Here is a 26552-nt window from a genome sequence, read left to right as displayed (position 1 = left end):
ACTACGGTGAGCGGGGCGCAAAGGTAACAGCTGCGCCTGCCCAATATCACCCCTCAGCCTCTACCTCGATGCCGTTGGGCATAATACTGGCAATTCTGAGCGTCCCCGATTCCTCGACAACTTCGAAATCCAAGTAGCCACTGCTCGGAAGGTACAGCCGTACCCGAGTTTGCCCCTCTGGTGTTGCAGTGACTTCCGTTGTTTTCGCCCGCAAGGCATTGGCCAGTACTTTGCCAGGTTGAGGTGTGTAAAGCAGCCAACCGAACTCAAAGCCAACCGGTGGCCCGTAGGCCTGCCGGGTGCGGAAAAGAGTCGCGTTGCTGCGTTGAAATTGGGCTCGTTGGTCTGCCAGAAACTGGTTGCTGAACAACTTCGATTCTGCCAAGGTGAGTACGTAGCGTTCGGCCAACGCAAAATTCACCTGATAATGCGCGGTGTCTCCTTGACCCTGCTTGCTCACTGTCGCCGCCAATTGCGCCTCTAGTTGCGGCATGTGTACCTGATACCACTGCAGAAATTTACTTACCGCCTCTCTTGACCCTTTTTCCAAAGCCGGCTCAACTTCTTTAGCCGCCTTTGGATGGCTAATAAATGCATCAGCTCCATTATTTGTAGGCGAAGAGCCGGAATCGGAAGCACAACTGGCCAGCCCACATACCAAAAGCAATTGCGTACAGAACTTCATTTCTCAACATTAGAATCAGCCTGCAAACAACAAATAAGCAGGAATACTCCTTAGTTCTTGCCGTTAAATAGATGCCAACAAATTGTTGCTAACGAACGTTAGGAACCATACATTTGTTGGGACTTCAGCACTGTATGGAAACCGCCTCTCCCACCCTCTCGCGCAAGGCGCAAATCGACCAGACGGCCACCGCGCTGTTTCGGCGGCGCGGCTACGCGGCCACCAGCATGCGGGAGTTGGCCGCGGCGCTGGGCATTGAGGCGGGCAGCATCTACTCGCACATCCGCTCGAAGGAGGAAATCCTGCACCGCATCTGCTTCCGGCTGGCCGACGAGTTTATGGCCGGCTGGCGCAACGCCACCGCCGATGCCTCGGCGCCCGTGGCCACGCAGCTGCGCCGCGCCATCGAAAGCCACGTGCGCGTGCTCATTCACCACGTCGACGCGTCGGCGGTGTTTATGCACGAGTGGCGGCACCTTTCCGAACCCGCCCACGGCGAGTTCCTGCAGCTGCGCCACGGCTACGAGGTTGGCTTCCGGGAACTGATTGCCCGCGGCGTAGCAGCCGGCGAGCTGCACACCCCCGACCCCGCTTTTGCTGCCCTCACCCTGCTGGCCAGCCTCGCCTGGCTGCCCTCTTGGTACCGCCCCGATGGCAAGCTGGGCGCCGAGCAAATTGCCGAACGCCTCGCCGACCAATTGCTGGGCGGTTTGGCCAATTGATCTGCCCGTTCTCGTTTCCCCTCGACTTCCTACGCACTCCACACCACCAACGCCATGTACGGATCTGCCAGCACCCACGACATTCCGGCCAACGCCTCCACGGGCCTCGAAAACGAGGACCCGCAGCTGCTGGCCGCGTTTGAGGCCCGCATTGCCCGCGGCGAGAAAATAGAGCCCGACGACTACATGCCGGCGCTCTACCGCAAGCAGCTCATCCGCATGATTGAGCAGCACGCGCACTCTGAAATCATCGGCTCGTTGCCCGAGGGGACATGGATTACCCGTGCGCCCGGCTTCCGCCGCAAAATGGCCCAGATGGCCAAGGTGCAGGACGAAGTGGGCCATGCGCAGCTGCTGTACTCGGCGGCCGAAACCCTCGGCAAAACGCGCGAGGACATGATTACCGACCTCATCAACGGCAAGTCGAAGTACTCAAACGTCTTCAACTACCCCACGCCCACCTGGGCCGACTCAAACGTCATTTCCTGGCTGATTGATGCCGGCGCTATCGTCAACCAGATGGCCAACGCCAAGGGCTCGTATGGTCCCTACTGCCGCGCCCTGGAGCGGATTTGTGCCGAGGAGTCGTTTCACCTCAAGTACGGCCACGACGCCGTGGTGCACATGGCCACCGGCACGCCCACGCAGCGCCGCATGATGCAGGAAGCCCTTAACCGTTGGTGGCCGCCCATCATGACGTTCTTCGGCCCGGCCGACAAAGCCAGCCAGCACACCGAAATTCTGATGCGCTGGAAGGTAAAAATGGCCTCCAACGACGATTGCCGCCAGCAGTTCCTCGACATGTACGTGCCGAAGATTCTGGAAATCGGCCTGACCATTCCCGACCCGAACCTGCGCAAAAACGAGGAAACCGGCCGCTGGGAATACACCGAGCCCGATTGGGAGGAGCTGAAGCGCGTGATTAACGGCGACGGTCCCTGCAACAAGGAGCGCCTGGCCGTGCGCCGTGCGGCCGAGGACAACGGCGCCTGGGTGCGCCGCGCCCTCAAAGCCAAGCAGCAAGCTCCCAAGTACGTTCGCCCGCTGGCCTAAGCCTGTTGGCGACGGGTTGAATGAGCAACGAACTCGCGGCGGAAGGTTTTCCCCACTTTGGCCGCGGTTCGTTCGCTCGTTCTGCCGTTTCTCCCCTGCCCTTTCCCCGTTATGCTGACTTCCCTCGACCCGCGCATTGCCCGGCTCGGGCTGCCCGACTCGCAGCCGACCATCGAGCCCAAAGAGGCGCTGGACCAGTTTGAGACCTTCGAGGTCTTTCACCAGAAAAAAGACGGCACCGCCTACGCCTACGTGGGCCCGGTGCACGCGCCTTCGGCCGACGTGGCGTTTCTGTTTGCCAAAGAGCAATACAGCCGCCGATTCCCATGCACCGGCATGTGGGTCACGCCCACCCGCGCCATCAGCCTGACTAGGTACGTCGGCGATACCGAATCGGTGTACGACACGCTGACGGAAAGCCTGCCGACCCATGCTGGCGCGGCACCCGACGAGAGCATGCAGCAAGCCGAAGCCTATGCCCGCGGCGAAGAGGATTACGCCATTTTTCACCTCAAGAAGCGCGGCAAGGCACACGTGCACGTGGGCATGGTGCGTGCCGCCTCGCCGGCCGAAGCGCTGCTGCAAGCCAAGGCGGCTTTTGGCGAGCAGCGCCCGGTGGTGAACGTGTGGGTGGTGCGTTGGGCCGATGTGCTGACTTCCGACGAGGAGGACCGCGACATCTGGAGTACCACGCCCGAGAAGAAGTACCGCGACGCCATTGCCTATAAAGTGCAGGACCGCATCGACCGATTCAAGCAGGAACAAGCTGCCTCCCCTGCCAACTGATTTCTGCCTCCCCCGATGAACACCGACGCGCTCAAAGACCTGCTCTACCGCCTCGCCGACGACCAGCTCATCCTCGGCCACCGCAACTCCGAATGGAACGGCCTCGGCCCCATTCTGGAAGAAGACATTGCGTTTTCCTCGATGGCGCAGGACAAGCTGGGGCACAGCCTGCAGCTCTACGGCCTGCTGCACCAGCTGGGCGAAGCCGAGCCCGATACCGTGGCCTTTACCCGCAACGCGCCGCAGTTTCACTGCTGCCAGCTGGTAGAGCTGCCCATCGGCGACTACGCCTTCAGCCTCATTCGTCACTTCCTTTTCGACCACGCCGAGCTGTTGCGCTTCGAACTGCTGGCTACCAGCAGCTACGAGCCGCTGGCCCAGGTGGCCCGCAAGCTGAAAGGTGAGCTGAAGTACCACGTGCTGCACGCCAACACCTGGGTGAAGCAACTGGGTACCAGCACTGAGGAAGCCATTGGAATGCTGCAAAAGGCGCTGAACGACACGCTGCCCTACGCACTGGGCATCTTCGAAACCACGGCGCAGGAAGCAGCCATCATTGCCGAGGGTATCTTTCCCGGCGAAGACGCGCTGAAAGCCCGCTGGCAGGAAAGCATCACGAAAGTGCTGGCCCAAACCAGCTTGGAGCTGCCCGACCTGACCACGCTCACGCCCGTTTTCGGCGGCCGCGGCGGCGCACACACCGAGCACCTGCAACCCCTGCTCGACGAAATGGCCGAGGTGTTCCGCCTCGACCCTACCGCCGACTGGTAATTGGAATTGTCTGTTGCGGGTTACGAGTTGTCCGTTCGTTCCAAACTTACGACCACCTCAAAACTCCCAACTGGCAACGGGCAACCCGCAACTGGCAACTAAAATGGACAAGGCAACCGTACTCGACTGGCTCCTGGAAGTCAAAGACCCCGAAATTCCCACGATTTCGCTCGTGGATTTGGGGGTCATCCGCGACGTGCGTATTGCTGACACCGGCCACGTGACCGTGCGCATGACGCCGACCTTCTCGGGTTGCCCGGCCATGGACTACATGCGCCGCGACGTGGAGCGCGTGCTGCGGGAACACGGCGTGGCCGATTTCACCGTAGAAATGTCGCTGGAAGAAGCCTGGAGCAGCAACTGGGTGACCGAGCGCGGCCGCGAGGCCCTGCGTGCCCACCGCCTCTCGCCGCCGCCCATGCACCAGGGCATCGTCGATCTGGACATTCTGGAATACGCTGAGTGCCCCAACTGCGGCTCCCACAACACCACGCTCCGCTCGCCCTTCGGCCCCACGCTGTGCCGTGCCCTGCACTACTGCAACGACTGCCGCCAGGGCTTTGAGCAGTTTAAGCCGGTGTAGGCGCAGCCGAATAGGTTTGCTGCTGGTTTTGCCTTTTCTTCGCTAACTACGCTCGGTGCGGAATAATCTTGTGCGGCCCGGCGTTGTGCCTGTGTTATGCGTAAACTGCTGATCTACCTTCCGCTGCTGCTGTTGCTGGCAGCTGCCTCGTGCCGCAAAACGGCCGATACCCCCGTCCTACTCGACCCTACTTCCCCTACCGCCGCCCGCACCCAACTCAAGGTGCTGCGCGACACCGTGGAAGCCCGCTGGCGCGTGATGCGCGACAGCGACAACCAGAAGCTGGTGGCCACCAAGGCCGTGTTGCAGGAGTTGCGCCGCCTGCCCGGCAGCAACAAAGACCTGATCCGGCGCCTCGACAACGCCAACGACCAGTTGGTGGGCATCCGTTACGACCAGGAAACCATGGCGTCGTCTGAGCGCATTGATGCCTACGACTTGGCCCAGGATTCGGTGCTGCGGGCGGTGTACAACCTAGTGGAGCCCCAAGTCAATAAAAACAAAGACGTGGAGGCCCTGACCGCGGCCATTCGGGCTGCCGACGACGAAGTAATTGGCTACCGGGTGCGCTACGACCGCGCCGCCAAGATGTACAACAACTACCTGCAACTGCACGCCGAAACGCTCAAACAAGCCGGCCGCAAATACGCCAACCTGCAGCCGCTGCCGCTGTTCGAGTTGAAAAACTAAGCCTTGCCAACGCAGGTGTTCGAAAGCCGGCAATACAGCATTGCCGGCTTTTTTACGGCTGTTTCGCTACGGGATGCAACCTTACTCAACTCGTCCGCCATCTTCAAAGCACACCCAACCTGCTTTCGTTATGCGTCGTCGACTTCCGGTTCTGCTGCTCGTCATGGCTTGCACCCAATTTGCCTTCCAGTGCCAAACTATGTGCGGAGAAGGCGAAGAGCCCATTCCCGCCTGCACAACGGCCGCCACGGTGCGCAACCTCGCCGGCCTCGATGGCTGCGGCTACGTGCTGGAGCTGGCCGACGGCAAACGACTGGAGCCGGCCGGCGCCATGTGGGAGGCCTACCCCAAGCACGACGGCGAGAAAGTAACCATTGCCTACGCCGATGACCCACGCGGCAGCATTTGCATGGTGGGCACCACCGTCAAACTCAGCTGCATTCAGCAAGCCAACGGACAGACTCCCTCCGCCTCCAACTAGCCCATAAAACTAACCGTCAACAGCAAGGCCCCGGCCGGACAGTATCGTCTGGCCGGGGCCTTGCTGTTGTAGGCACTACGTCTATAGCTGAGCCATTTCTTCGCGCACGAAATCGGCGAGGCTGCGCAGGTACTCCGTGCTGAAGTCGAAGCGGATGCCCGCGGCCTCGTAAATCTCGCCGATGGAAGCCGTGTAACCCAACGCCAGGGCGCGCTTGTACGCTTCGAGGCCGGCTTTCGGGTCGTGGCGGAAGTTGCGCCATACGGCAATGGCGCCCAACTGAGCCATGGCGTACTCGATGTAGTAGAACGGCACTTCGTAGAGGTGCAGCTGCTTCTGCCACAGCCACGGCTTGTAGTTTTCCAGCCCCTGCCAGTTCACCGTGCGCTGATTAAACTCGTCGAACACCTCCACCCAGCGGGCTTGCCGCTCGGCCGAAGTATGCGTGGGATTCTCGTACACCCAGTGCTGAAACTTGTCAATGGTAGCCACCCAGGGGAAGGTTTCGAGCACTGATTCCAAGTGGGTTTGTTTGGCGCGGCGCAGCTCGTCGGCATCCTGGAAAAACACGTCCCAGTGGTCCATCGAAATCAGCTCCATCGACATCGAGGCCAGTTCGGCTACTTCGCTTGGCGGGTGCTTGTCGGCACCCATGGGCAGGCGGCGCGTCAGGAACGAGTGCACGGCGTGGCCGCCCTCGTGGAGCATCGTAATAACGTCGCGCAGCGAGGAGGTGGCGTTCATGAAAATGAACGGCACGCCGGTTTCGTCGAGCGGGTAGTTGTAGCCGCCGGGTGCCTTGCCCTTGCGCGATTCGAGGTCGAGGTGGCCCATGTCGCGCATCGTGGTCAGGCAGTCGCCCAAAAACGGGTCGAGGCGCTGAAACACGGTGATGGTTTTTTCTAGCAGCTCCTGTCCCGTGCCAAACGGCCGCAACGGCGCCTTGCCCGACACGTCCACGTCTAAGTCCCAGGGACGCAGGTCGCTCAGGCCCAGGTCGCGGCGGCGGTGCCGGTCCAGCTCGTCGATGAGCGGCACCACGGTTTCGTGAATGGCCTGGTGGAAATCGAAGCAGTCCTGCGGGGTATAGTCGAAGCGGCCGAGGGCGGCAAACATGTAGTCGCGGAAGTTCGGGAAGTCTGCGTTCAGCGCCATCTGGTGCCGCAGCTGCACCAGCTCGGCAAACAGCGCGTCGAGCGGCTGCACATCCTGGGCGCGGCGCTCCTGCACAGCCCGCCACGCCTCCTCGCGCTTGGCGCGGTCGGTGTCTTTGAGGCGGTCGGAGGCGCGCTGCAAGGTCATTTCCTCGCCGTCGAGGGTCACCGTCATGGCCCCCACGGCGGCGGCGTACTGCTGCTGCTTGGTGCTGATATCGGTTTTGAGCGGGATGTTTTCGGCCCGATAAATTTCCAGTGCCCGGCGCACGGAGCGGAGGAAAATGCGGTACCGCTCGGGGTCGAGGCCGGCAGCGTAGGGCGACTGCACCAGCTTCTCGTTCAGGGCGTGGTCGTAGGGCGCGGCGTTGGGCTCGATTTCGCTCACGAAATACTGGAAGGCCGTGCTGCGCTCCTCGTCCTGGGTGTCGCAGGTCATGCGGATGTAGCGCCAGGCCAAGTCTTCGCTCAGCACCGATTCCAGCTCCGAGCGGTCGAGCAGCCAGCTTTCCAGCTCCTCGGCCGAATTGATGGCCCGGTCGCGCAGCTCAATGAAATACGGTTCGATGGCTGCCCAGTCGGTAACAACAAAGGACTCGGGCAGGTACCGACGCGGCGGCCGGGCTTGGGTGGTTACGTCGGCGGTGAGTTCTGGTGTGGAGTAACTCATAGAAAGGAAACGACAGCGAAGACAAAGAAGGTTTTCTACGTAGAAAACGGCCGAGGGGCACAGTTTACACAGCAGAAAATCGGTTGCGGCTGGTGAATGTAAGAACTCTGGCGAAAAGCAACCGGTGGGCGCGGCCCCCAACGCAGAAGCCCCGCAGCGGCACAACCGGCGGGGCTTCGACAACGGTTGCCGAAAAAGGAAACACGGCAACGAGCCGCTTGGTTACCCGATTTCGATGACGACGTCGGAGGTGAGCGGGTGGCCGACGCACACGAGCACGTAGCCTTGCTTCAGCTCCGAGTCGGACAGGCCTTCGCGCTCGTCGAGGTGCACTTTGCCCGAAAGGCACTTGCCGCGGCAGGCGGTGCACAGGCCCGCCTGGCAACTGTAGGGCAGGTCGATGTCGAGGTCGAGGGCGGCTTCGAGAATGGTTTGGTTGGGCTGCACCTCCACCTGGTAGTCGGTGCCCTCGTACTGAATGGTGACGGTGCGCGTCGTAATGGCGTCGTCGTCGTCGGCCGTCACGGTGCCGTGGCCGTCGGGCTGGCTAGCCGCGGTTTCGGCCGAGTCGGCCGAGGCCACGAAACTCTCGCGGCGGATGTGGTTGGCGGGCACGCCCAGCAGCTCCAGCGCGGCGCGGGCTTCGGTCATCATGCCCTCGGGGCCACACATAAAGTACTCGGCCTGGGCGGCCGGAAACTGGTGGCGCTGCTCCAGAATGCGCAGCAGCATGGTGCGGTTCAGGCGGCCTTTGTGGGCCACGGCCGCCGGGTTTTGCGGCTGGCTGTACACGTGCTCTACCTGGAAGCGGCCCGCGTACTGTTGCTCCAGCGCCTGCAGCTGGTCTTTGAAAATAACGGAATCCTCGCTGCGGTTGCCGTACACCAGCAGCACGTGGCTCTGGGGCTCGGTGTGCAGCACCGATTTCAGAATGGACATGAGCGGCGTGACGCCCGAGCCCGCCCCGATAAGCACCAACGACCGTGCCGCGCCGGCTTTCGGCTCCACCGTGAAGTTGCCCATCGGCGCCATTACCTCCATTTGCTGGCCCACCTGCACGTTGTCGAGCAGGTAGTTGCTTACCAAGCCGCCCGGCACGCGCTTCACCGTTACCGAGAGGCGCGGGGATTCGTGGGGCGTGCTGCTGAGGGAATACGAGCGGCGCTCGGGGCGCGTGCCCGCGCCGCAGGGCACGATGAGCGTCAGGAACTGACCCGGCTGGCTGGCAATGGGCTGCCGGTCGGGGCGCTCGAGGTGGATGGTAACGCAGTCGTCGGTTTCGCGCGTCAGGTCGACGACGGTAAGGGTGAGGTACGGGCTGGTGCTCATGCGGTTCTCGGCCACTAGGGGCGGCGTGCGAAAACGGGGTTCGGTGGAACAGGGAAACAGACCGCCGGCCAAACGGTTTTTCTGCGCGGCCAACGGGCGTGCAAGGTACGGCAAAAGGGCTTGTCAGTTGTCAGTTGCCGGGGGCGAGTTGTCGGGTGCTTGTCGATTGGTGCGTCATCCTGAGCGTGAACGAAGGCGTTTTTCACCACGCAGCGAGTCGGGCTGGCGGAAGAAGGTCTTTCGCTGCGCTCAGGATGACGTTACTTTACTGCTAACTCGCAACCGACAACCACCCCCGCATGCTCCTTCCCGATCTGCTCCGCCGTCACCAAGCCGCTTTCGGCCCGGTTTTGCCCGTCGACCTGAATGCGCCCGAGGTGGCGCGGCTCGATTTCAGCGCCGCCAACCCGGTGGTGCGCGATGCCGACCTGCGCGACACCGCCGCTTTCGATGCGCTGGTCAACGACTTGCTGGCGGCTCAGCACGCCCGAATCGGCGTGGGGGGCTACCTCGAAAACCGCGTTATCTACCGCCGCAGCCCCGGCTTGTTTGGCGACCCAGCCGTGCCCGCCCGCTCCCTGCACCTCGGCGTAGACGTGTGGATGGCCGCCGGCACGCCGGTGCTGGCCTTTATGCCTTCGGTGGTGCACAGCGTAGCCGACAACGACAGCTTCGGCAACTACGGCCCCACCGTGATTCTGGAGCACGAATTGGAGGGCACTACATTCTATTCGCTCTACGGCCACCTCAGCCGCGCCGAGCTGGCCGCCGTGCAAGCCGGCCAGCGGCTAGCCCAGGGCGAAGCCTTTGCCACCATCGGCCCCTGGCCCGAAAACGGCGACTGGCCCCCTCACCTGCACTTTCAGCTAATCACCGACATTCAGGAACACCGCGGCGACTTCCCCGGCGTGGGCTTGGTTGAAGACCGGGAAAAATGGGCCGCTTTCTGCCCCGACCCCAATTTGGTGCTGCAAAGCCGCTGGCTGAATCCATAAGCCTGTCGTGGCAAGCGCAAACCGAACGAGCCTGACCAACCGAAAACAGATTCAGTTGGTCAGGCTCGTTCGGTTTCTAACAGAGAGGGTTGCTTCGTCGTTCCTCCTTGCAATGCCAGGCTTAGTTCTAGTCGAATTTGATAGCCACCACCGGCTTGATACGGGCAATCAGGTACGTGGGAATGAGCACGGCCAGCTGCGAGGTGACGAAGACGGCCAAGTTGATAACGCCGATGATAACCGGGTCCCAGAAGATGGGCACGCGGTCCATGTAATAGTTTTCCGGGTCGAGCGGAATGGGGTGCAGGAAGTACTGAATGGAGCAGAAGCCCAGCCCAATCAGGTTGCCCCACAGCATGCCTTTCAGCGTCAGGTTCAGGCCCCGGAAGAAAAACATGCGCCGAATCTGGTTGTCGGTGGCGCCGATGGCCTTCAGCACGCCAATCATGTTGGTGCGCTCCAGAATCATGATGAAAATGGTGGCCACCATGTTGAACGTGGCCACGAAGATGATCAGCAGCAGAAAGATGATGACGTTGCGGTTCAGCAGCTGCAGCCAGTCGAAGAGCTGCGCGTACTGGTCGGTGATTTTGTCCACCTTCAGGTCGTAGCGCAGTGTGTTGTACATGCTTTCGGCCGTGGCATCGAGCTGACGGAAGTCTTTCAGCACCACTTCGTAGCCGCCCACCAGCGAGTCGTTCCAGCCGTTCAGGTCCTGAATCTGGCGAATGTCGCCGAGCACGTACACTTCGTCGAATTCGTCGAGGCCGGTTTGGTACACGCCGGCCACCGTGAACTTGCGCACCCGCGGCGGGTTCTGGATGAAGTAAAACAGGGCGTCGTCGCCCACCTTCAGGCGCAGCTTGTCTGCCACCTTGCGCGACACCAGCACCTCGTCGGAAGCGGCCGAGTCGGCGAAGACGGGAAACTTGCCGGCCACCAGGTTGGCGCGCATCGGCGACGGCCCCGACTTCTCGTCGACGCCTTTGAGCACGATGCCCAGCACCTCGTCCTTGGTTTTGATGATGGCCGTTTTGCGGGCGAACGGCTGCGCCCCCTTGATCTGGGGAAACTTGCGCATCTCCTGCGTCAGCTCGGCCCCGTTGATGGGCTCCACTTCAAGGGAGTTATTGTTGTCGTACTTGCTGATGGTGAGGTGGGCGCCAAACGAGAAGATTTTGCCTTGAATCTCGTTGCGAAACCCTTCCAGAATAGCAAATGACACAATCATGACGGCCACCCCCAGCGCGATGCTGATGATGGCTATCTTTGTGACCGACGAGGTGAAAGAACCCGAGTCGGCCCCGTCGATCTTGTGGGATATGTACCGCGAGACGTTCACTGGGCGTAAAGCTACACGAACGGGGTCAGTTTCAACGCCCCACTCTGCTGATGGCCTCATACGTGATTCTCGCTGCTTGTTCGCTGTTTTTGTCGTTTTCGGACTGCGCCCGCCCCGCCCAGCCCGCCACCGACGCCCTCGCAACAGCCGCCACTCGGGCTGTTACCGCTTCGCAATCAGCGCCTAAACCGCCGGCCAGCCCGCTGCAAATGGGGGCCGACCAGTTTGAGAAATACCTGCCCCAGCTGCGCGGCAAGCGCGTGGGGCTGGTGGTGAATCAAACCTCGCGCACGGGGCCCAGTCACCTTGTCGATACGCTGGTGGCCCAGGGCATCACCGTCAAAGCCATTTTTTCGCCTGAGCACGGTTTCCGGGGCGAAGCGGCCGACGGGGCTACCATCAAAGACGGCAAAGACCAGCGCAGCGGCCTGCCGGTTCGCTCGCTCTACGGCGCCACCAAAAAGCCCACTCCCGACATGCTGGCCGACCTCGACGTGCTGGTGTTTGACATCCAGGACGTGGGCACGCGCTTCTATACATACATCAGCACGCTGCACTACGTGATGGAAGCGGCGGCCGAGCAGGGCAAAACCGTGCTGGTGCTCGACCGGCCCAACCCCAACGGACGCTTCGTGGACGGCCCCGTGATGGAGCCCAAGCATAAGTCGTTTGTGGGCATGCACCCCATTCCCATTCTGCACGGCCTCACGGTGGGCGAGCTGGCCCAGATGATCAACGGCGAAAAATGGCTGGCCGGGGAGCGGCAATGCGCCCTCACGGTGGTGCCGGTGGCGGGTTATACCCACGCCACGCCCTACGTGCTGCCCGTGCGCCCCTCCCCCAACCTGCCCACCGCCCACAGCATCACGCTCTACCCCAGCATCTGCCTGTTTGAGGGCACCGACGTGAGCGTGGGGCGCGGCACCGAGGCGCCATTTGAGTTCATCGGCGCGCCGACGCAGCCCCGCACGCGGCCGTTCAAGTTTACGCCCCGTCCCACGTCTGGCTCGCCCACCCCGCCCCAAAACGGCAAGGAGTGCTACGGCCTCGATTTGCGCCAGCTGCCCACCGCCCAGTCGGAAGGCCTCACGCTGCGTTACCTGATTGATTTCTACCAGCAGAGCACGGCCAAGGACAAGTTCTTCGGCAAGTACTTCGAGCAGCTGACGGGCACGGCCACCCTGCGCCAGCAGATCATCGAAGGCCGCTCGGAAAAGGAAATCCGCAAATCGTGGGAGCCGGCGCTGGGGCAGTACAAGCAGATGCGCAAGAAATATTTGCTGTACGCGGAGAAGTAAGGACTGGGCCCACGGAGCGAGTGTGTAACTCGCTTCTTGGCAACAAAACCGGCTGCAACAAAACATTTTGTGGAAGTCGGTTTTGTTACAGGCTCGTTGAAACAATTTTTTATGCAACAATTTCTTTTGTTGCATAAAAAATTGTTTCATGACCGATTCTATTCGGAAACAGCTAGGCCTCTCGCAGCAGCTTATGGCCTCTTGGCTGGGCATCAACCGCAATACGCTGGCGCAGGTAGAAACGGGCCGTCGTAACCTGCCACCAGGCAAATGGCTGCAGGAGTCGCGCCTGAACCTGGCCACAATGGGCTTGGTGATGCAGCCGCCCGGTGTACCCGACACCACGCCCCTCCCGGCTCCACCACCGCTACCCGCGCCCCCGGTAGACCGCCAACCGCTGCAGCGGCGACTGGACGACTGCCGCTACCACATCAAGCGTCTAGGCTTCGAGCTGCAGGACTTGCGTGCGAAGGCCGCTCACTACGAAGCCCGCTTACAGGTTCTGCCGGCCCTGCGGGCCTGGGCTGGACCCGTGTCTAACCCGGCCCGCGAGGAAAACTGGCTGGCCCTGATTGAGGGCGAAGCGCAGGACGGCCTGGAGTACGACTGCGGTACGAGGCCGCAGCGGCTGCTGGAAGCCCGCATCGCCGGGCTTGAGCGGGAGGCCGAGGTGCTGGCGGAAATCCTGGCTGAGTTGCCGCCCGCTTAGAACGTGGTTGGATTTTGCTGAAAACGTCATGCTGAGCCTGTCGAAGCATCTTTACCGCTTCGTTGCATGCTATCTAGCAAGGCGGTAGAGATGCTTCGACAGGCTCAGCATGACCCAAACCTGAAATCCACAACACGCTCTTAGCAGTTATGTAGCGGCCTAACCGCTGGCTTTCTACTTTTGCCCGCTCCTTTCCGCCTTGCTATGTCCGAAACCACCCCGCTCCGCATCGTTTTTATGGGTACGCCCGAGTTTGCCGTGCCCACGCTGGAAGCGCTGCTTAGCTGGCCCGGCTGCCGGGTGGTGGCCGTGGTGACGGCGGCCGACAAGCCGGCCGGGCGCGGACGGCAGCTGAGCGAGTCGGCGGTGAAGCAGGCGGCGGTGGCCCACGGCGTGCCGGTGCTGCAGCCCACGAACCTGAAGGCGCCCGATTTTCAGGATGAGCTGCGGGGCTACGCGGCCGATTTGCAGGTGGTGGTGGCGTTTCGGATGCTGCCGGAGGCGGTGTGGAACATGCCGCCGCGGGGCTCCATCAACGTGCACGCCTCGCTGCTGCCGCAGTACCGGGGCGCGGCGCCCATCAACTGGGCGCTCATTCACGGGGAGCGGGAAACGGGCGTGACGTCGTTCTTTTTGCAGCATGAAATCGACACCGGCAACCTGATTTTCCAGGACGTGGTGCCCATTGCCGACGAGGACGATTTCGGCACGCTTTACGGCAAGCTGAAGGTGGCCGGCGCGGCTCTGGCCCTGCGCACGGTGCAGGCCATTGCGGCGGGCACGGCGCCCAGCATTCCGCAGGTGGCCTCGGCCGAGCTGCGCAGCGCCCCCAAGATTCAGAAGGAAACCGGCCGCCTCGATTTCGCGCAGCCTGCCGCGGCATTGGTCAACCTGGTGCGGGGCCTCTCGCCCATTCCCACCGCCTTTGCCACCCTGCCCGACGGCCGCACGCTGAAGGTGTTCCGCGCCCAGGCCGTAGCTGACAAGGCTGCTGACCACGCAGCGGGCCAGTGGCTAACCGACAGCCGCACGTATTTGCGCGTACAAACCGCCGAGGGCCAACTGGACCTGCTCGACGTGCAGCTCGAAGGCAAAAAGCGCATGCCGGTGGGCGAATTTCTGCGCGGCTTCAACACGGCGGCTCTCAACCAACCCGGTTAACGAACAGCAACATGGTAGCATTGGTAGTAGCAGTGGCCGAAAACGGCGTGATTGGGCGCGACAACCAATTGCCCTGGCACCTGCCCAACGATTTGAAGCAGTTCAAGCAGGTAACCATGGGCCACCCCATCGTGATGGGGCGGCGCACCTACGAAAGCATCGGCCGGCCGCTACCGGGGCGCCGCAACATTGTGGTGACGCGCCAAAGCGACTGGAAGGCTGAGGGCTGCGAGGTAGCCCACTCGGTGCTGGGGGCCCTGGAGCTGGCCCGCCAGTACGACGAGCAGGTATTCGTGATTGGCGGGGCCGAAATCTACCGCCAGGCCCTGCCCGCCGCCGACACCGTGTACCTGACCGAAGTGCACCACACCGTGCCAGGCGACGCGGCGTTGCCGCCCTTCACCACCGACGAGTGGCGCGAGGAAAACCGCGAGCGGCACGAACCCGATGAAAAGCACGCCTACCCCTACAGCTTTGTGACGCTGCGGCGGCACTAAGGGGCTAGTCAAAAAAGCAAGGACCACGATTTTCTGTCATCCTGAGCGCAGCGAAGGACCTTGTCACGTTGGAACGATGTTGTCTCAACTCGCTCTATCCTGACAAGGTCCTTCGCTGCGCTCAGGATGACGTAGCTGGTTAACTGCTCATCGGCTTAAACCACCGCTCGTACACCCGTTGCGCCCAGCGACTGTTGGGCCGGATAACCCACCGCGTGAACAGGTAGGCGCTCAACAGTACCAGCGGCGCCGAGGCCAGCATAGTGGCGGCAAAGCTGAGGTGGTAGCCCAGGTGCGGCAGCAGCGCCAGAAACAGCCGCGACGAGAACGAGCCCAGCACCAGAAAGTGCATCAGGTAGAGGCCGAAGGACATGCTGCCTAGAAATAGCAGCCAGCGGGCCTGCAGCAGCCGTTGGAGGCGCGGCGAAAGCAGCACCGCCAGCAACAGCAATGTGGCGGCGGTGCAGTGGTAAAGCAGCTCGTTGTAGTCGGGACTGAGGCGCGGCAGCTGCAGGTAGCGGTAGGGCGAGGTAGTCATGCCCACAAAGTACGTGGTCGGGTACGTGGCCACTACCAGAAACACCAGCAGCAAGGCGACTACCACCAAGCCCCGCGCCCGCGCCGACCACCACTGCGGCCGCGGCCCGTGGTGGCGGAAATCGTTGATGGCCACGCCCACCACAAAGCACGCCAGCAGCGAATCGAAGGGCCCGAGGACGAGCAGCAACGCCGCCACGCCGTAGACCAAGCCGCGGTGGCGGAAGTTGGCAAAGAATGCCAGCAGCACAAACACCAGGAACGACCCTTTCAGCTCCAGGTGAAACATCCAAAGCACGGGGTTGTAGGCCGTTTCGCCGGCCAGCGGCAAATCCACCGCCAGGTCCTTGAGCAGCGTGGCTATTCCCGGCACCGTGGGCCAGGCCTTGTTGTACCACGCGGCCCCGCTCACGGCGGCCAACTCGTGGTTGAAAAACAAGCCCAGGCGCATGCATAGGTAACCCATCAAAGCCGACACGAACACCGGCAGCATCAGGCGCTGGTAGCGGGTGGCGGCTTTGGCTTGCAAGGTCTGGAGGGTGGGCTTGTTGAAATACGCTTCGCTCAGCACAAAGCCGCTCAGCACAAAAAACACGCAGAAGCCCACGCTGTTACCGTGTACCAAGTCGAGCGGCGTCCCGGCAAAGGCCATTTCCAGGTTGGGGAAGCGCGCAATGTGCCGCACGGCCGGGTCGCCGGTGATGAGGGCGGGATAAAACGCCGGCAGGTTGTGGCGGAGCATAATGGACAGCGCCACAAGCCCGCGCAGGCCGTCGAGGTAACGCAGGTGCCGTACCGGCGCGCTGGTAACGGGAGCCGCCGATGCCGCTAAGGCTTCGGGCGCGGTCGGGGGAGCAGCAGGAACAGGCGCGGCGCGCAACGGCATGAGAAGAGTCGTTTTCAGATGAGCCAGCCACGTAAACCGCGGGTACCAGCCCGGCAAAGGTAGCAGCAAACCCGCTGGACTAACCGGGCCGGAACCGGACCGGATGTGGACCAGCCGCGGCCGAAAAACAACGGGGCCACGGCGGCGTGCCGTGGCCCCGTTGGCCGTGGTTGGGAGTAGCGAGTTAGCGCAGCAGCACCAGCTTGCCCCAGTTTTTCTTGAAAGACCAGTCGGCAGCGGTGTTGCGCTGCTTGAACGTACCGTCGGGGTCGTCGAGCAGCACCCGGTAGAGGTAGGTGCCGTTGGCCAGCCGGTCGCCGTATTCGTCGGTGCCGTTCCAGGCAAACTCGGTGATGTTGTTGCCGATGCGCAACGGCCCCAGCTCACTCTGCATGATTTCGCGCACCACTTTGCCGGTCAGCGTCATGATCTGGATTTTCAGGTTGCGCGGCAGCTCCGAGCCCGTCAGCGTGAACACGAAGCGCGCCTTGCTGGTAATGGGGTTCGGGTAGGGATAGAAGTTGCTGATGGTCGACTCCTTCACGACGGTGAACGTGACAGCGTAGCGCTGCCCGGCCGCGGCGTTGCCGGCCATGTCGGTAGCCTGCGCTTCCAGCTTGTACACCCCATTTTCGAGGGAACCGGGCCGGTAGAGCACCTTGGCGCGGCCGGCGTCCTTATCGACCGCGAACGAGATGTTGCCACCGGTCATGAGCACTTTTTCGGGCGCCTGGCCGGGACGGGTCAGGTACAGCTCAATCTTGTTGGGGTCGTCGAGCGGGTTGCGCTTGTCCTCGTACTTCACGTCCACCAGAATTTCCGGGTTCGGCGACACGATGTCCCCGTTCAGAATGCGCGTGCCGTCGAAGGCCACGTCGACGGTGGGCGGCAGGTTGATGTTGGGCGCGGTGAAGGTCAGGTTCAGTTCGTTGTTGAAATAGAACTGCTCGGGCAGCAAGCCGGGGTTGACTTCCACCCGCACGCGGCCGTCGCCCTTCAGGCGGCGCACGTCGAGGCTGAAGCGGTACATCACCGTCGAGTCCGACTTCAGGGCCCGGGCCGATACCAGCTCCACCGGCGCGATGGTGCTGTTGTCGGCCATCTGCACCGAGGCGCGGGCCGTCACCTTGTCGGGGAAGTCTTCGGTCGACACGTTCTCGAAGTATACCGGGAACGTGAGCAGGCCAGTGCTGGCCACTTGTGCGCTGAGCTGCGCCGGGGCGTAGTCGTTGGGCTGGGCTTTGTCGCGGCGCACCACGCCTTCGGGCACTCCCTTGTAGGTAATCAGCCACTGCTTGAGCTGCGGCGCGGTGCGGTTTACCGAGTCCCACACCATCACCTGCAGGGCGAGGTACGGGTACTGCGTGGCCGACACGTTCAGCGGCAGGGCGCGGCTGGTCACGTTGGGGTCGAGCACCGTGGGCGCGTTGGTCGTTTTGTCGTAGCCGATGAGCTGCAGGCGGTAGTGGTCGGTGGCGTCGGGCAGCTTCACGGTGTGGTAGAGCGTCTGCCACTGCTGGGCCGGCCCGATGCGCGGGCTGATTATGGTGCCAGCCACGCCGCGCACCCGCAACGCCTGCGTCAGCGCCACATCCTGCGCGTTGCGCGGGGTGCTCGACGCCGGGTCGGCGGTGCGTTCCTGGGCGGCGGCCGGGTTGCCTTTCTGGGCCAGCAGCACGTATGGGTCGCCGTCTTGCAGCGTACCGATTTTCTGGGAGCCCAGCGCCGTCAGCTCCGCTTTCAGGGCGGCCGATAGGGTGCTGAACGCGACCCGGTTGGCACTTACGATGGCCACGTAGTATCCGGCCGGCACGTTCTGGAGCAGCGTAGTTAGTTGGGCCTGCCGGGCGGCGGCGTTGATGTTGTCGTTGCCCGTACCGCTGAAGAAGAAATACGTGTCGGTGCCCTGGCCGCAAGTTTGGAAGTTGCCGCCGGGCAGGCTGCTTTGGCCTTCCAGCGTGGTGGGGTTGAACACCGCCACCAGCAGGTTGGGCGCCGTCACGCCGCAGAGCGCACTCACCGGCGTGTTGTTGGAAATGATGCCGTGCGTAGCCGTTTGGAAAGTAGCCGTGGTGCCGGCCCCGCCCCCTATGGTGCGCAGCAACAAGCTGCGCTGCTGCTCGGGAAACTCCCACTTGCCCGAAGGCGCATTCTGCACAATGCCCGTTTTGGTGGCGCTGGCAAACTGCCCGTAATGGCTCTGCGACCAGCCGCCCTGGCTGTTGCGAATCAGGCGGAACGAGCTGGTTACCCAGTTGCCGTTTTCGTTGGGCTGCACCGTGGCCGGATCAAAGCGCACGCGCCAGTAGTACACCACCGAGTCGCGCCCCGCCGTGGGCGTGGGCAAGCCCGGCCGCCACTCGGCTACGTCCGTGGCCGACACCTGCCGCTGCATGAGCGGCGTGGTGAACGTGGAAGCCGTGTCCAGCTCAAACTGGTAGATGCGGGCCTGAGTTTGGGCGAGGTTGCTCTGGGCCACCAGCCGCACATCGGTTTTGCCGACGATGCTGAAGTTATTGGGCGCGAGCAGCGTAACGCCGCCCTGCAGGAAAGTGTAGTTAATGGTGGCCGAGTTGTTGGTTTCCGACAGCTCGTCGATTTTGTTGGCCGGGTCCACGTCGATGCGGAAGGAGTTCTGGCCGAACACCTTGGTGGCATCCAGGTTGCGCAGCGTCAGCAGCAGCACGGTGTCGCGCTGCGGTGCCAGCATCGGAAACAGCGTTACCTCGTCGGCCACGCCGGGCTTACCGAAGTTGCGGGTCACGCGCACGTAGAGCGAGTCGCCGTAGCAGGCGCTGCCGGTTTGCTGCAGCGGCACGCGGAGGTTGAAATTGGCCGTGGTAGCCAGTACTGTGCCGGTGGCCGGCGCAATAGGCTCCACACTGATGTTGCCGGCCGTAATGGCCAGGTCGGGCTTTTCGGGCGAGTAGAGCTTCAGCGCCGGGTCGCCCTGCCAGGTGGTCGACATGGCCGAAATAATGGCAATCCGGTCGTTGTTGCCGAAGTACTGCAGCACGCGCCGCGCCACCTCGGCCTGCACCACCGCAATGGGTTTGCCGTACCACGCGGGGTCGTTGAAGAGCGTGCGGTAGAGCTCGGTGCTGTATTTGTGCAGCTGCGGCCCGTAGCCAAAGTCGGAGCTGGCTAAGAAGCCGATAGCGCCCTTGCCCTGGGCTAGGGTCCACTCCTCGGCCGTGGTCAGGCCCGGCACAAACGAGCGGCCACCGGCACAACCGTTGTAGAACATGACGGGGTATTTGCCGCCGTTGTTGTAGCTGTTGGGGTCGCCCAAGTTCAAGTCGAAGGCGGTGTTGGAGCCGTGGCCGAAGTACGTAATCATGGCCACGCCGGCGTTCAGTTCCGGGCTGATGTCGATGGTAACCGGCAGCGACGTGTAGGTTCCGATGGTGGTGCGGGAATACGTCTTTACCACCTTGCCCGCAAAGCACGGCCGCTCGGCGTAGGCTTTGTATTGGTTTACGTAGCCCAAAAACTCGCTCTGCTCCACCGTCGTTTCGCCCCCCGACAGGTGCAGCAGGTTTTTCCGCCATGCTTGCTGCGAAGCCAGCGGCGTTTCGTGCTCTTTCAGTTTATCCAGGTAGTTGATTACCTGCTGCGGCGTTTGGGCCATAACGCGGCCCGTTGCAATCTGGGGAATGTAGTTGCTCTGGTCCCAGCGGGCCGAGAAAAAGATATCGGACGTGGCGCGGCTGCTGGGCGGTACCAAATCGGGTGTGGTGCTGCGCGCAGCGTTGGTGCGGTACACGAACTCCACCCCGGCGGCGTCTCGGGCTCGGGAATGCGTTTCCAAGCCTTTGCCAAGCAGCAACATGTATTTCTGCCGGGTGTTGTTGGCAACCATCCACAAGGCGAAGTGCCGAATACCCAACGCCGATTTCTCGCCGTAATGAAACTGGTCATACAGCTGTTGACTGGTCACCACTAGGGTATCGTACCGGCCACCAGCGGCCGAAGCCCGGTACGTAGCATAAGCCCGCACGGGGTTAGCTACGCTACCGGCAGGCTTCATCAGCACTTCACTGGTAATAATAAAGAAGTTGTGGGCCGCCGGCGAGATATTGCGGAAACGCACACGGCGCGGCCCCGCGGGCTTAAGTGGCAAAGTCGCGTCGGCTACGTGGTAGCGGTGGGTAGTAGGCAGGGCCGTGGTGCTGAATACCAGCAATTGCCGTCCCGCAGCTACCGGCTGACCCGGATAACGGCTAACTGCGAACGGGTTGGTAACGTCGTAGCCAACTGTTTGGGCAGGAGCATTATTCAGCTCAAAAGAAGTAACAGCGGTAGTAAGCGTCGAGTCGTTTTGAAAGGCATTGCTCGAGCCGGTCACCCACTGCATCGTTTGAGCATAGGTTACCCGGATGAAGCCAACCGTGAGCAGGTCGTTGGTGGGCAGCGGAAATACCGGGGCCGTAGTCACCAGCACCTGCACCTTGCCGTCGGCCGAAATGTCGTTTCTTTCCAGCGGCAGGTTGAAGATTCGCCCTTCGTGCGTATCAATGGTCACGACGTTGCCCAGTTGCCTGATCGTGCCGTTCGGCTGCCGCACCTGCAGCTTCACGTTGTGCTGCATGTACGACAGGCCGTGAACCATAATACTGATTCGCGGCACCGCCCCATTGGGCTCCACGTTCACCAGCGAATCAACCACAAAGGCCACACCCGGACTTGTTTCCGCACTGTTAACATAGCCTCGTAACGGTGATGCAAATCCTTCGCCCCGATCAAACCACGGGTAAAAGGATTCGGCATTCGGGTCGCCCCCTCCGTCGCCACCGCTCTGGTTACCGCCATTGGTTTGGCCGGCATAGGGAAACATGATGGTGCGCGTGGCCAGCCGGTACGGCTGGGTGGGCACGTTGGGCAACGTCTGGTTGACCGTTGCCATGCGCTTGTTGCCCGAGGTGGCCGTGTTCCACGTCAGGAAGTAGGCGGCCGTATCGGTGTACTGACTCAGAATCTTGTTTACGTGCAGGTTCGGGTCCTTGTACATTTCCCGGTCCAGCTGGCCGTCGTTGCGCTGGCCGTAGAACTCCACGTAGCTGGTGGCGTCCACGCTGGCGGTATTGCCGCCGAGGTGAATGGCCACTTCGCGCCCGCGCCGAAACAGCTGCAGCCGGGCCGGGTTGAGACCGGCCGGCACACCCGCCTGCTGCAGGTATTGGTAGTCGAGACGGTAGATGCCGTCTTTCAGAACCGGAATCTTGGCGTACTGCTGGCTGTAATTAATCCACTCGTTGCCGTACGGCCCCGACTGGGCTACCATGGGCAGCGCGCTCATCGTTAGGCCTACAGCGCCGACAAGCGCGGCCAGGCCCAGCCGTAATCGATGGTATACTTGTTTCATGTAGCGAAGCGAGTAGTAGTGATGGACCGGCAGCGGCTTGCGCAGTGCCTATAAATGCGTACTGCGCAAGCCGCTGCCGGTTATACGCGGATTAGTTGAAGCCGTAGCCGAGCGAAACGATAATGGAATTGGCCTGGGCACTCTGCCCCAGCGACTCCACGGCCAGCTTGGTCAGGGCCAGGTCGAGGCGCAGACCGTTGGTGGCCACGCCCACGCCCATGGTGGGCTGCACCCGCCATTTCTCGTTGCCGTCGAAGGCTTTCACTTGCTGCGCATTGGTCACGCCGCCGCGCAGAAACACCACGTTGCGGTAGCCAAGTTCCAGCCCGCCGTGGGGTGCAATGCTGATGAGGCCGGTGGAAACGGGTGCGTTGCGGCGGCCGTCGGTGGTCATTTCCAGATCGACGGCCGCCAGGGCCGAAAACTGGCCGGGCAGCTGCACGTAGCGGCCCACGCCCAGCACAAAGCGCGGCAACGACACCTCGGTGCTGTTCTTGGGCGTCTTGTCATCGGGGTCGGTGGTGGCTACGAATTCCTTGGAGTTGACCGACCACGAGTTGAAGGTGGTGGTAATGTCGCGGGCCATCAGGCCCAATTGCCAGTTGTTGCGCTGGTACTGCACGCCGGCATCGACGCCAAAGCCCCAGGCATTGGCAAACGAGCCCACGTTGCGGTAAATGACCTTGGCGCTGGCGCCCACCTGCAGGCCTTCGACGGCTTCGAGCTTGCGGGCATACGACAGCAGCAGGCCGTAGTCGGCCACCGAAAAGCGGGTGACTTTGCTGTAGTCGATGTAGCCGGTGTAGGGGTCCACGAGGCTGCGGGTATCGGCAATATCGTCGACCCCTACCCGCACGGCCGATACGCCAATGGCGCTTCGCTCGTCGAGGGGCATGGCAAAGGCCGCATAGTCGTTTTTCACGATGCCCGAAAACAGCTCCGAGTGCATCACCACGGCATCGTACTTCGCCTTTTGACGCAACAGGCCGGCGGGGTTCCAGTAACCGGCCGTGGCATCCTGGGCCAGGCTCACCTGCGTGTTGCCCAAGGCCAGGGCCCGCCCGCCCACGCCGATGTAGAGGAATTCGTTGACGTACTTGGGCGTGGTGTCGGTTTTATCGGTGGTTTGGGCCTGCGCAGCGCCCACCGTGCCCAGCAGGGACACGGCCAACGGCATAGCAAAACGACGCGGGAAAAGGTGTGGCATATACGAGGTGAAAAAGGAACCAACAGGTAAAGACGGCTCCACAACGCAAGTTATTTATTTATAGTGCGACACCGAGGAGCTACCGCGCACTTAAACTGGGCTCCACGCCCCAGCTCCGCTGCGCCTGCCCGCGTGTAGGCCTCACCTGACAACGGGGTTATCTGCCATTTCGAGTCAAAACCGGTGGGCAAAGACCCAGGTTTCATCGGTTATCGTTGGCCTTCCTCGGGACGAGACGATAATATCTGCATTTGTCGATAAAATTATTGTTCTGTAAATCAACACTATAAACAATATAAGCAGCAATACCAGTACTTATTTTGAAACAGTACCTTGCGTTGCAAAGTACCTGCCTTTATATTTGTACCATTCTTCACCGACTACCGCCGAAGCCAATGAAAGTCGAAAACACCCAAGTGCAGATGCGGAAGGGCATTCTGGAGTTCTGCATCCTGGAAATCATTGCGCGGGGCGAGGTCTATGCCTCCGACATGCTGGAAGAACTCACCGCCGCCCGCATGCTCGTGGTCGACGGCACGCTCTACCCGCTGCTGACCCGCCTCAAGAATGCCGGCCTGCTCGATTACACCTGGAAAGAGTCGTCGAGCGGCCCGCCCCGCAAGTACTACACGCTCACGGGCATTGGGCAGGAATTCCTGCACGAGCTGCGCCTGACGTGGGAGGAGATTGAGGACTCGATCCGCATCATCCGCACCAACCCCGGCCGCCCGGCCCCCGACGGCCTGTAGCGCCTGCCGGAGCATTCAACTTGACTCACCGCCACTTCTAGTTGCAGCATTGCGATGAAAAAGAATATCAGCATCAACCTGCAGGGCCTCATCTTCCACATCGAAGAAGACGGTTACGAGGTACTCCAACGGTACTTGCAGGACGTGAAAGCGCACTTCAATACGTACCGCGGACACGAAGAAATCGTAGCCGACATCGAGAGCCGCATTGCCGAGCTGTTTGCCGCTCGCCTCTCCTCCACCAAGCAGGTCATCACGCTCGAAGACGTGGACGCCATGGTGGCCAAAATGGGCCGCGTGCAGGAGTTTCAGCAAGACGGCAGCCTCGATGATGACGAGGATGTAGCCGACGTGAACAACTACGGCCGCCCCGTAGGCGCTGGTCCGGCCGCCCAGGCCGCTGGCTCGGGCTACCAGGCCAATGCCACCACGGCCCCCGACGCGGAGCCGCGCCGTCTGTACCGCGACATGGCCAACCGCAAAATTGCGGGGGTGTGCGCCGGGCTGGCCCGCTACTTCGGCATCGAAGCCCTGTGGGTGCGCCTGATTTTCCTGATCGGCCTGATTGCGCTGCCGATTTTGTTTGACAACATCGGCGCCGACCACCTGCAGGAGCACTTCGCCGGTTGGACCTTCCTGACCTACGTTATCCTGTGGATTGCGCTGCCCAAGCGCTACGACGGCGCTCCGGAATCGGACCAGGACCCGACCTTCAAGAAGCTGTTCCGCGACACCGACAACGGTAAAATCGGCGGGGTATCGGCCGGTCTGGCCGCCTACTTCCACCTCGATGTGGTGCTGGTGCGCATTCTGTTCATCGTATTCGTCTTTGCCGGGGGCTTCGCCATTCCGCTCTACATCGTGCTCTGGATTCTGGTGCCCGAGGCCAAGACGGTGGGCGACAAAATGCGGATGCGCGGCGACGCCATGACGCTGTCGTCGCTCGATGAAACGGCCCGCAACAACGCGTTTGAAGCCGGCTACCCCGGCACGGCCACGGCCAACCGCCCGGTAGGCACGTTTCTGGAAGAGCTGGCCCGCAACCTGCGGCCTCTGGTGAACGTGATTGGCAGCCTCATCCGCTGGTTTGCCGCCGCGCTGCTCATCGTCATCGGTTTCTCACTACTGGTGGGGCTGGCCGTACTGGCCGGCGTGGCCCTGGGCCTGATTCCCGAATCGAACACCGTGATGCTGGGCGATGCACCGGCCTACACCGTGCTGGCCGGGGTGCCCTGGTGGATGATTGTAAGCGGCTTCCTGGCCGCGGGCATTCCGGTACTGCTGATGCTGCTGCTCGGCATTGGGCTGGTGACGCGCCGCTCGATTGTGAGCCGCACCGTAGGCCTCTCGTTGCTGGGGCTGTGGCTGCTGGGTGTGGTGGGTTCGGTAATGGGCGGCGTGCGTATCAGCCACGACTTCCAGGAAGAAGGCACCTACTCTGCGGAGCGCACCTTGGGCCCGGTAAACTACTCCACCGTGCTGCTGCGCACCCACGAACTAGGCTCTGACTGGGACCTGCGCCCGGGCATTACCCTTGCGGCCACCGATAGCGGTTCGGCCATCCGCCTGAGCGAGGAATACTCGGCCCACGGTGCCACCGAGGCCGCCGCCGCTGCCACCGCCCGCACCACCATGCAGTACGGGGCGTCGGTCCGCGACTCCAGCGTGGTGCTCGACGACCAGTTCCGCTATAAGCCCGGCGCCATCTTCCGCGGCCAAGGCCTGGACCTGACGCTGCGCCTGCCCCGCGACAAGCAGTACCGCCTCACCAACGATTTTGCCTACTTCCTCGACGAGGACAACTTTTACAACAACCGGCGCCCCGACAACCCCGAGAAGCACCTGTACCGCCTCGTGGGCAACCAGCTGGCCTGCACCGACTGCACGCCCGACGAAATGGAGGCCCGCACCGACGGCGACGAAGACTCGGAAGGGGATTTTGACGTGAACGTGAACGGCGAACGGGTACACATTTCCCTCGGCGACGAAGACGACAACGTGGATTTCAGCACTTCGGCGGAGGAGTACGGCTCCGAGCGCCGCACGTTCACCGAGCAGGATTTCGACCGCATCGGCGTATCGGGGGCCTACCGGGTGGTGGTGCGCTACGGAGCCCAGTACAGCGTGCGGGCCGCCGGCAACGAACGCGCCCTGAAAGACCTGGAAGTGCGCCGCTCCGGCGACGACCTGCTGATTCGGTCCCGCCGCCGGGCCTTCTTCGGCAACTGGAAAAACAGCGACACCGACCGGGTCCTCATCGAAGTGGAAATGCCTACCCTGACCGCGGTTGACCTGTCGGGCGCCGTGCGGGCCAAAGTCGAGGGCTTTACCAATCTCGACGACCTGCGCGTAGAGCAGTCGGGCGCCAGCCACCTGCAGTTTGACGGTACCTGTCAGGCCCTGATCATGGACCTTTCGGGCGCCTGCCACAGCCGCCTCGAAGGCCAGGCCAACACGCTGCGCCTCGAAGGCTCGGGCGCTTGCCAGGTACAAGCCGCCGACTTCCCCGTGGAAACGGCCAACGTGGACCTGACCGGCGTGAGCAAAGCCCGCCTGAACGTAAAGCAGAAGCTCGACGCCGAGGTATCGGGTGCCAGCGAGGTTCGCTACAGCGGCAACCCCACCTCCGTACGGGCCGATGACTCGGGCGCCGGCCATGTGCGCCGCGTGGAGGCCGAATAGGAAATATATTCCGGCTTAAGCCCCCGTTTGGCCTAAATAATTTCTATTTTCCAGCAAGCAACTGCCGTCTACAGGAACGCATCTATGATGCAGTACCACGAGTTTTGGGTCACTTGGTGAGTGAATGGTTGACCCCGGGAAAGTGGGCTGTCCGGCCGAGCTGCAACAAGCCGCCAGCCGCTTTCCCGAACTCCGGCATA

Annotated in this window: 21 protein-coding genes; 14 read left to right on the top strand and 7 right to left on the bottom strand. The window is 62.2% G+C overall.

The window, feature by feature from the left end; genetic code table 11:
• Positions 1-46 precede the first annotated feature (46 nt).
• The gene (locus F0P96_RS18450) at positions 47-685 is read right to left on the bottom strand and encodes a hypothetical protein (RefSeq protein ID WP_151080446.1); all 639 of its coding nucleotides are present in this window, start codon (positions 683-685) and stop codon (positions 47-49) included.
• A 134-nt stretch (positions 686-819) separates the two neighbouring features.
• Here F0P96_RS18450 and F0P96_RS18445 point away from each other — a divergent pair, with 134 nt between their 5' ends.
• The 7 genes from F0P96_RS18445 (at position 820) to F0P96_RS18415 (ending at position 5771) form a co-directional block, all read left to right on the top strand.
• A complete protein-coding gene (locus F0P96_RS18445; RefSeq protein WP_151080445.1) occupies positions 820-1407 on the top strand; it encodes a TetR/AcrR family transcriptional regulator in 588 nt (195 codons plus the stop codon).
• 54 nt (positions 1408-1461) lie between these two features.
• Complete coding sequence (gene paaA / locus F0P96_RS18440) at positions 1462-2460, top strand: 1,2-phenylacetyl-CoA epoxidase subunit PaaA (protein ID WP_151080444.1); 999 nt, start codon at positions 1462-1464, stop codon at positions 2458-2460.
• 111 nt (positions 2461-2571) lie between these two features.
• Positions 2572-3246, top strand: coding sequence for a phenylacetic acid degradation b (locus F0P96_RS18435; RefSeq protein WP_151080443.1), 675 nt, complete (start codon positions 2572-2574; stop codon positions 3244-3246).
• 15 nt (positions 3247-3261) lie between these two features.
• Entirely contained in the window at positions 3262-4017 is a 756-nt protein-coding gene (gene paaC, locus F0P96_RS18430) for a 1,2-phenylacetyl-CoA epoxidase subunit PaaC (protein WP_151080442.1), read from the top strand.
• Between the two features lie 103 nt (positions 4018-4120).
• Positions 4121-4600 (top strand): 1,2-phenylacetyl-CoA epoxidase subunit PaaD, encoded by a 480-nt coding sequence (gene paaD, locus F0P96_RS18425; RefSeq protein WP_151080441.1) that lies wholly within the window; start codon positions 4121-4123, stop codon positions 4598-4600.
• A 96-nt stretch (positions 4601-4696) separates the two neighbouring features.
• On the top strand, positions 4697-5290 hold the full coding sequence (locus tag F0P96_RS18420) for a hypothetical protein (RefSeq protein ID WP_151080440.1): 594 nt from the start codon (positions 4697-4699) through the stop codon (positions 5288-5290).
• A 130-nt stretch (positions 5291-5420) separates the two neighbouring features.
• Entirely contained in the window at positions 5421-5771 is a 351-nt protein-coding gene (locus tag F0P96_RS18415) for a hypothetical protein (protein WP_151080439.1), read from the top strand.
• 81 nt (positions 5772-5852) lie between these two features.
• On the opposite strand, the gene F0P96_RS18410 is transcribed toward F0P96_RS18415, so the two are convergent.
• Positions 5853-7595 (bottom strand): M3 family oligoendopeptidase, encoded by a 1743-nt coding sequence (locus tag F0P96_RS18410; RefSeq protein WP_151080438.1) that lies wholly within the window; start codon positions 7593-7595, stop codon positions 5853-5855.
• Positions 7596-7817: 222 nt separating this feature from the next.
• Positions 7818-8924, bottom strand: coding sequence for a ferredoxin--NADP reductase (locus F0P96_RS18405; protein WP_151080517.1), 1107 nt, complete (start codon positions 8922-8924; stop codon positions 7818-7820).
• A gap of 299 nt (positions 8925-9223) precedes the next feature.
• Here F0P96_RS18405 and F0P96_RS18400 point away from each other — a divergent pair, with 299 nt between their 5' ends.
• A complete protein-coding gene (locus F0P96_RS18400) occupies positions 9224-9919 on the top strand; it encodes a peptidoglycan DD-metalloendopeptidase family protein (RefSeq protein WP_151080437.1) in 696 nt (231 codons plus the stop codon).
• 127 nt (positions 9920-10046) lie between these two features.
• On the opposite strand, the gene F0P96_RS18395 is transcribed toward F0P96_RS18400, so the two are convergent.
• Positions 10047-11261, bottom strand: a complete 1215-nt coding sequence (locus tag F0P96_RS18395) for an ABC transporter permease (RefSeq protein ID WP_235917523.1) — start codon at positions 11259-11261, stop codon at positions 10047-10049.
• A gap of 50 nt (positions 11262-11311) precedes the next feature.
• Between F0P96_RS18395 and F0P96_RS18390 the strand changes: the two genes are divergently transcribed.
• From F0P96_RS18390 to F0P96_RS18375, 4 genes are all read left to right on the top strand, one after another.
• Positions 11312-12559, top strand: a complete 1248-nt coding sequence (locus F0P96_RS18390; protein ID WP_151080435.1) for an exo-beta-N-acetylmuramidase NamZ family protein — start codon at positions 11312-11314, stop codon at positions 12557-12559.
• Between the two features lie 148 nt (positions 12560-12707).
• The gene (locus F0P96_RS18385) at positions 12708-13268 is read left to right on the top strand and encodes a helix-turn-helix domain-containing protein (protein WP_151080434.1); all 561 of its coding nucleotides are present in this window, start codon (positions 12708-12710) and stop codon (positions 13266-13268) included.
• A gap of 204 nt (positions 13269-13472) precedes the next feature.
• Positions 13473-14429 (top strand): methionyl-tRNA formyltransferase, encoded by a 957-nt coding sequence (gene fmt, locus F0P96_RS18380; RefSeq protein WP_151080433.1) that lies wholly within the window; start codon positions 13473-13475, stop codon positions 14427-14429.
• 11 nt (positions 14430-14440) lie between these two features.
• The gene (locus F0P96_RS18375; protein WP_151080432.1) at positions 14441-14926 is read left to right on the top strand and encodes a dihydrofolate reductase; all 486 of its coding nucleotides are present in this window, start codon (positions 14441-14443) and stop codon (positions 14924-14926) included.
• Between the two features lie 139 nt (positions 14927-15065).
• On the opposite strand, the gene F0P96_RS18370 is transcribed toward F0P96_RS18375, so the two are convergent.
• The 3 genes from F0P96_RS18370 to F0P96_RS18360 all read right to left on the bottom strand — a co-directional run bounded on the left by F0P96_RS18370 (position 15066) and on the right by F0P96_RS18360 (position 22921).
• Positions 15066-16349 carry an acyltransferase family protein gene (locus F0P96_RS18370; protein WP_151080431.1) on the bottom strand — a complete coding sequence of 428 codons (1284 nt, stop codon included), beginning with the start codon at positions 16347-16349 and terminating at the stop codon, positions 15066-15068.
• Positions 16350-16533: 184 nt separating this feature from the next.
• Positions 16534-21714 (bottom strand): putative type IX secretion system sortase PorU2, encoded by a 5181-nt coding sequence (porU2, locus tag F0P96_RS18365; RefSeq protein WP_151080430.1) that lies wholly within the window; start codon positions 21712-21714, stop codon positions 16534-16536.
• Positions 21715-21805: 91 nt separating this feature from the next.
• Positions 21806-22921, bottom strand: a complete 1116-nt coding sequence (locus tag F0P96_RS18360; protein ID WP_235917521.1) for a putative type IX sorting system protein PorV2 — start codon at positions 22919-22921, stop codon at positions 21806-21808.
• A gap of 395 nt (positions 22922-23316) precedes the next feature.
• Here F0P96_RS18360 and F0P96_RS18355 point away from each other — a divergent pair, with 395 nt between their 5' ends.
• Positions 23317-23670, top strand: a complete 354-nt coding sequence (locus F0P96_RS18355) for a PadR family transcriptional regulator (RefSeq protein ID WP_151080429.1) — start codon at positions 23317-23319, stop codon at positions 23668-23670.
• A 54-nt stretch (positions 23671-23724) separates the two neighbouring features.
• The gene (locus tag F0P96_RS18350; RefSeq protein WP_151080428.1) at positions 23725-26352 is read left to right on the top strand and encodes a PspC domain-containing protein; all 2628 of its coding nucleotides are present in this window, start codon (positions 23725-23727) and stop codon (positions 26350-26352) included.
• Positions 26353-26552: the final 200 nt, after the last annotated feature.

The sequence above is a fragment of the Hymenobacter busanensis genome (genome assembly GCF_008727865.1).
Lineage (GTDB): Bacteria > Bacteroidota > Bacteroidia > Cytophagales > Hymenobacteraceae > Solirubrum > Solirubrum busanense.
This window is presented reverse-complemented; position numbering and strand designations above follow the sequence as displayed.

Coding starts and splice junctions, on each gene's coding strand:
- paaC (WP_151080442.1), top strand. CDS start 3,262: ATGAACACCGACGCGCTCAAAGACCTGCTCTACCGCCTCGCCGACGAC.
- F0P96_RS18355 (WP_151080429.1), top strand. CDS start 23,317: ATGAAAGTCGAAAACACCCAAGTGCAGATGCGGAAGGGCATTCTGGAG.
- F0P96_RS18435 (WP_151080443.1), top strand. CDS start 2,572: ATGCTGACTTCCCTCGACCCGCGCATTGCCCGGCTCGGGCTGCCCGAC.
- F0P96_RS18375 (WP_151080432.1), top strand. CDS start 14,441: ATGGTAGCATTGGTAGTAGCAGTGGCCGAAAACGGCGTGATTGGGCGC.
- F0P96_RS18445 (WP_151080445.1), top strand. CDS start 820: ATGGAAACCGCCTCTCCCACCCTCTCGCGCAAGGCGCAAATCGACCAG.
- F0P96_RS18410 (WP_151080438.1), bottom strand. CDS start 7,595: ATGAGTTACTCCACACCAGAACTCACCGCCGACGTAACCACCCAAGCC.
- F0P96_RS18370 (WP_151080431.1), bottom strand. CDS start 16,349: ATGCCGTTGCGCGCCGCGCCTGTTCCTGCTGCTCCCCCGACCGCGCCC.
- porU2 (WP_151080430.1), bottom strand. CDS start 21,714: ATGAAACAAGTATACCATCGATTACGGCTGGGCCTGGCCGCGCTTGTC.
- F0P96_RS18415 (WP_151080439.1), top strand. CDS start 5,421: ATGCGTCGTCGACTTCCGGTTCTGCTGCTCGTCATGGCTTGCACCCAA.
- paaA (WP_151080444.1), top strand. CDS start 1,462: ATGTACGGATCTGCCAGCACCCACGACATTCCGGCCAACGCCTCCACG.
- F0P96_RS18385 (WP_151080434.1), top strand. CDS start 12,708: ATGACCGATTCTATTCGGAAACAGCTAGGCCTCTCGCAGCAGCTTATG.
- F0P96_RS18450 (WP_151080446.1), bottom strand. CDS start 685: ATGAAGTTCTGTACGCAATTGCTTTTGGTATGTGGGCTGGCCAGTTGT.
- F0P96_RS18360 (WP_235917521.1), bottom strand. CDS start 22,921: ATGCCACACCTTTTCCCGCGTCGTTTTGCTATGCCGTTGGCCGTGTCC.
- fmt (WP_151080433.1), top strand. CDS start 13,473: ATGTCCGAAACCACCCCGCTCCGCATCGTTTTTATGGGTACGCCCGAG.
- paaD (WP_151080441.1), top strand. CDS start 4,121: ATGGACAAGGCAACCGTACTCGACTGGCTCCTGGAAGTCAAAGACCCC.
- F0P96_RS18400 (WP_151080437.1), top strand. CDS start 9,224: ATGCTCCTTCCCGATCTGCTCCGCCGTCACCAAGCCGCTTTCGGCCCG.
- F0P96_RS18350 (WP_151080428.1), top strand. CDS start 23,725: ATGAAAAAGAATATCAGCATCAACCTGCAGGGCCTCATCTTCCACATC.
- F0P96_RS18390 (WP_151080435.1), top strand. CDS start 11,312: ATGGCCTCATACGTGATTCTCGCTGCTTGTTCGCTGTTTTTGTCGTTT.
- F0P96_RS18420 (WP_151080440.1), top strand. CDS start 4,697: ATGCGTAAACTGCTGATCTACCTTCCGCTGCTGCTGTTGCTGGCAGCT.
- F0P96_RS18405 (WP_151080517.1), bottom strand. CDS start 8,924: ATGAGCACCAGCCCGTACCTCACCCTTACCGTCGTCGACCTGACGCGC.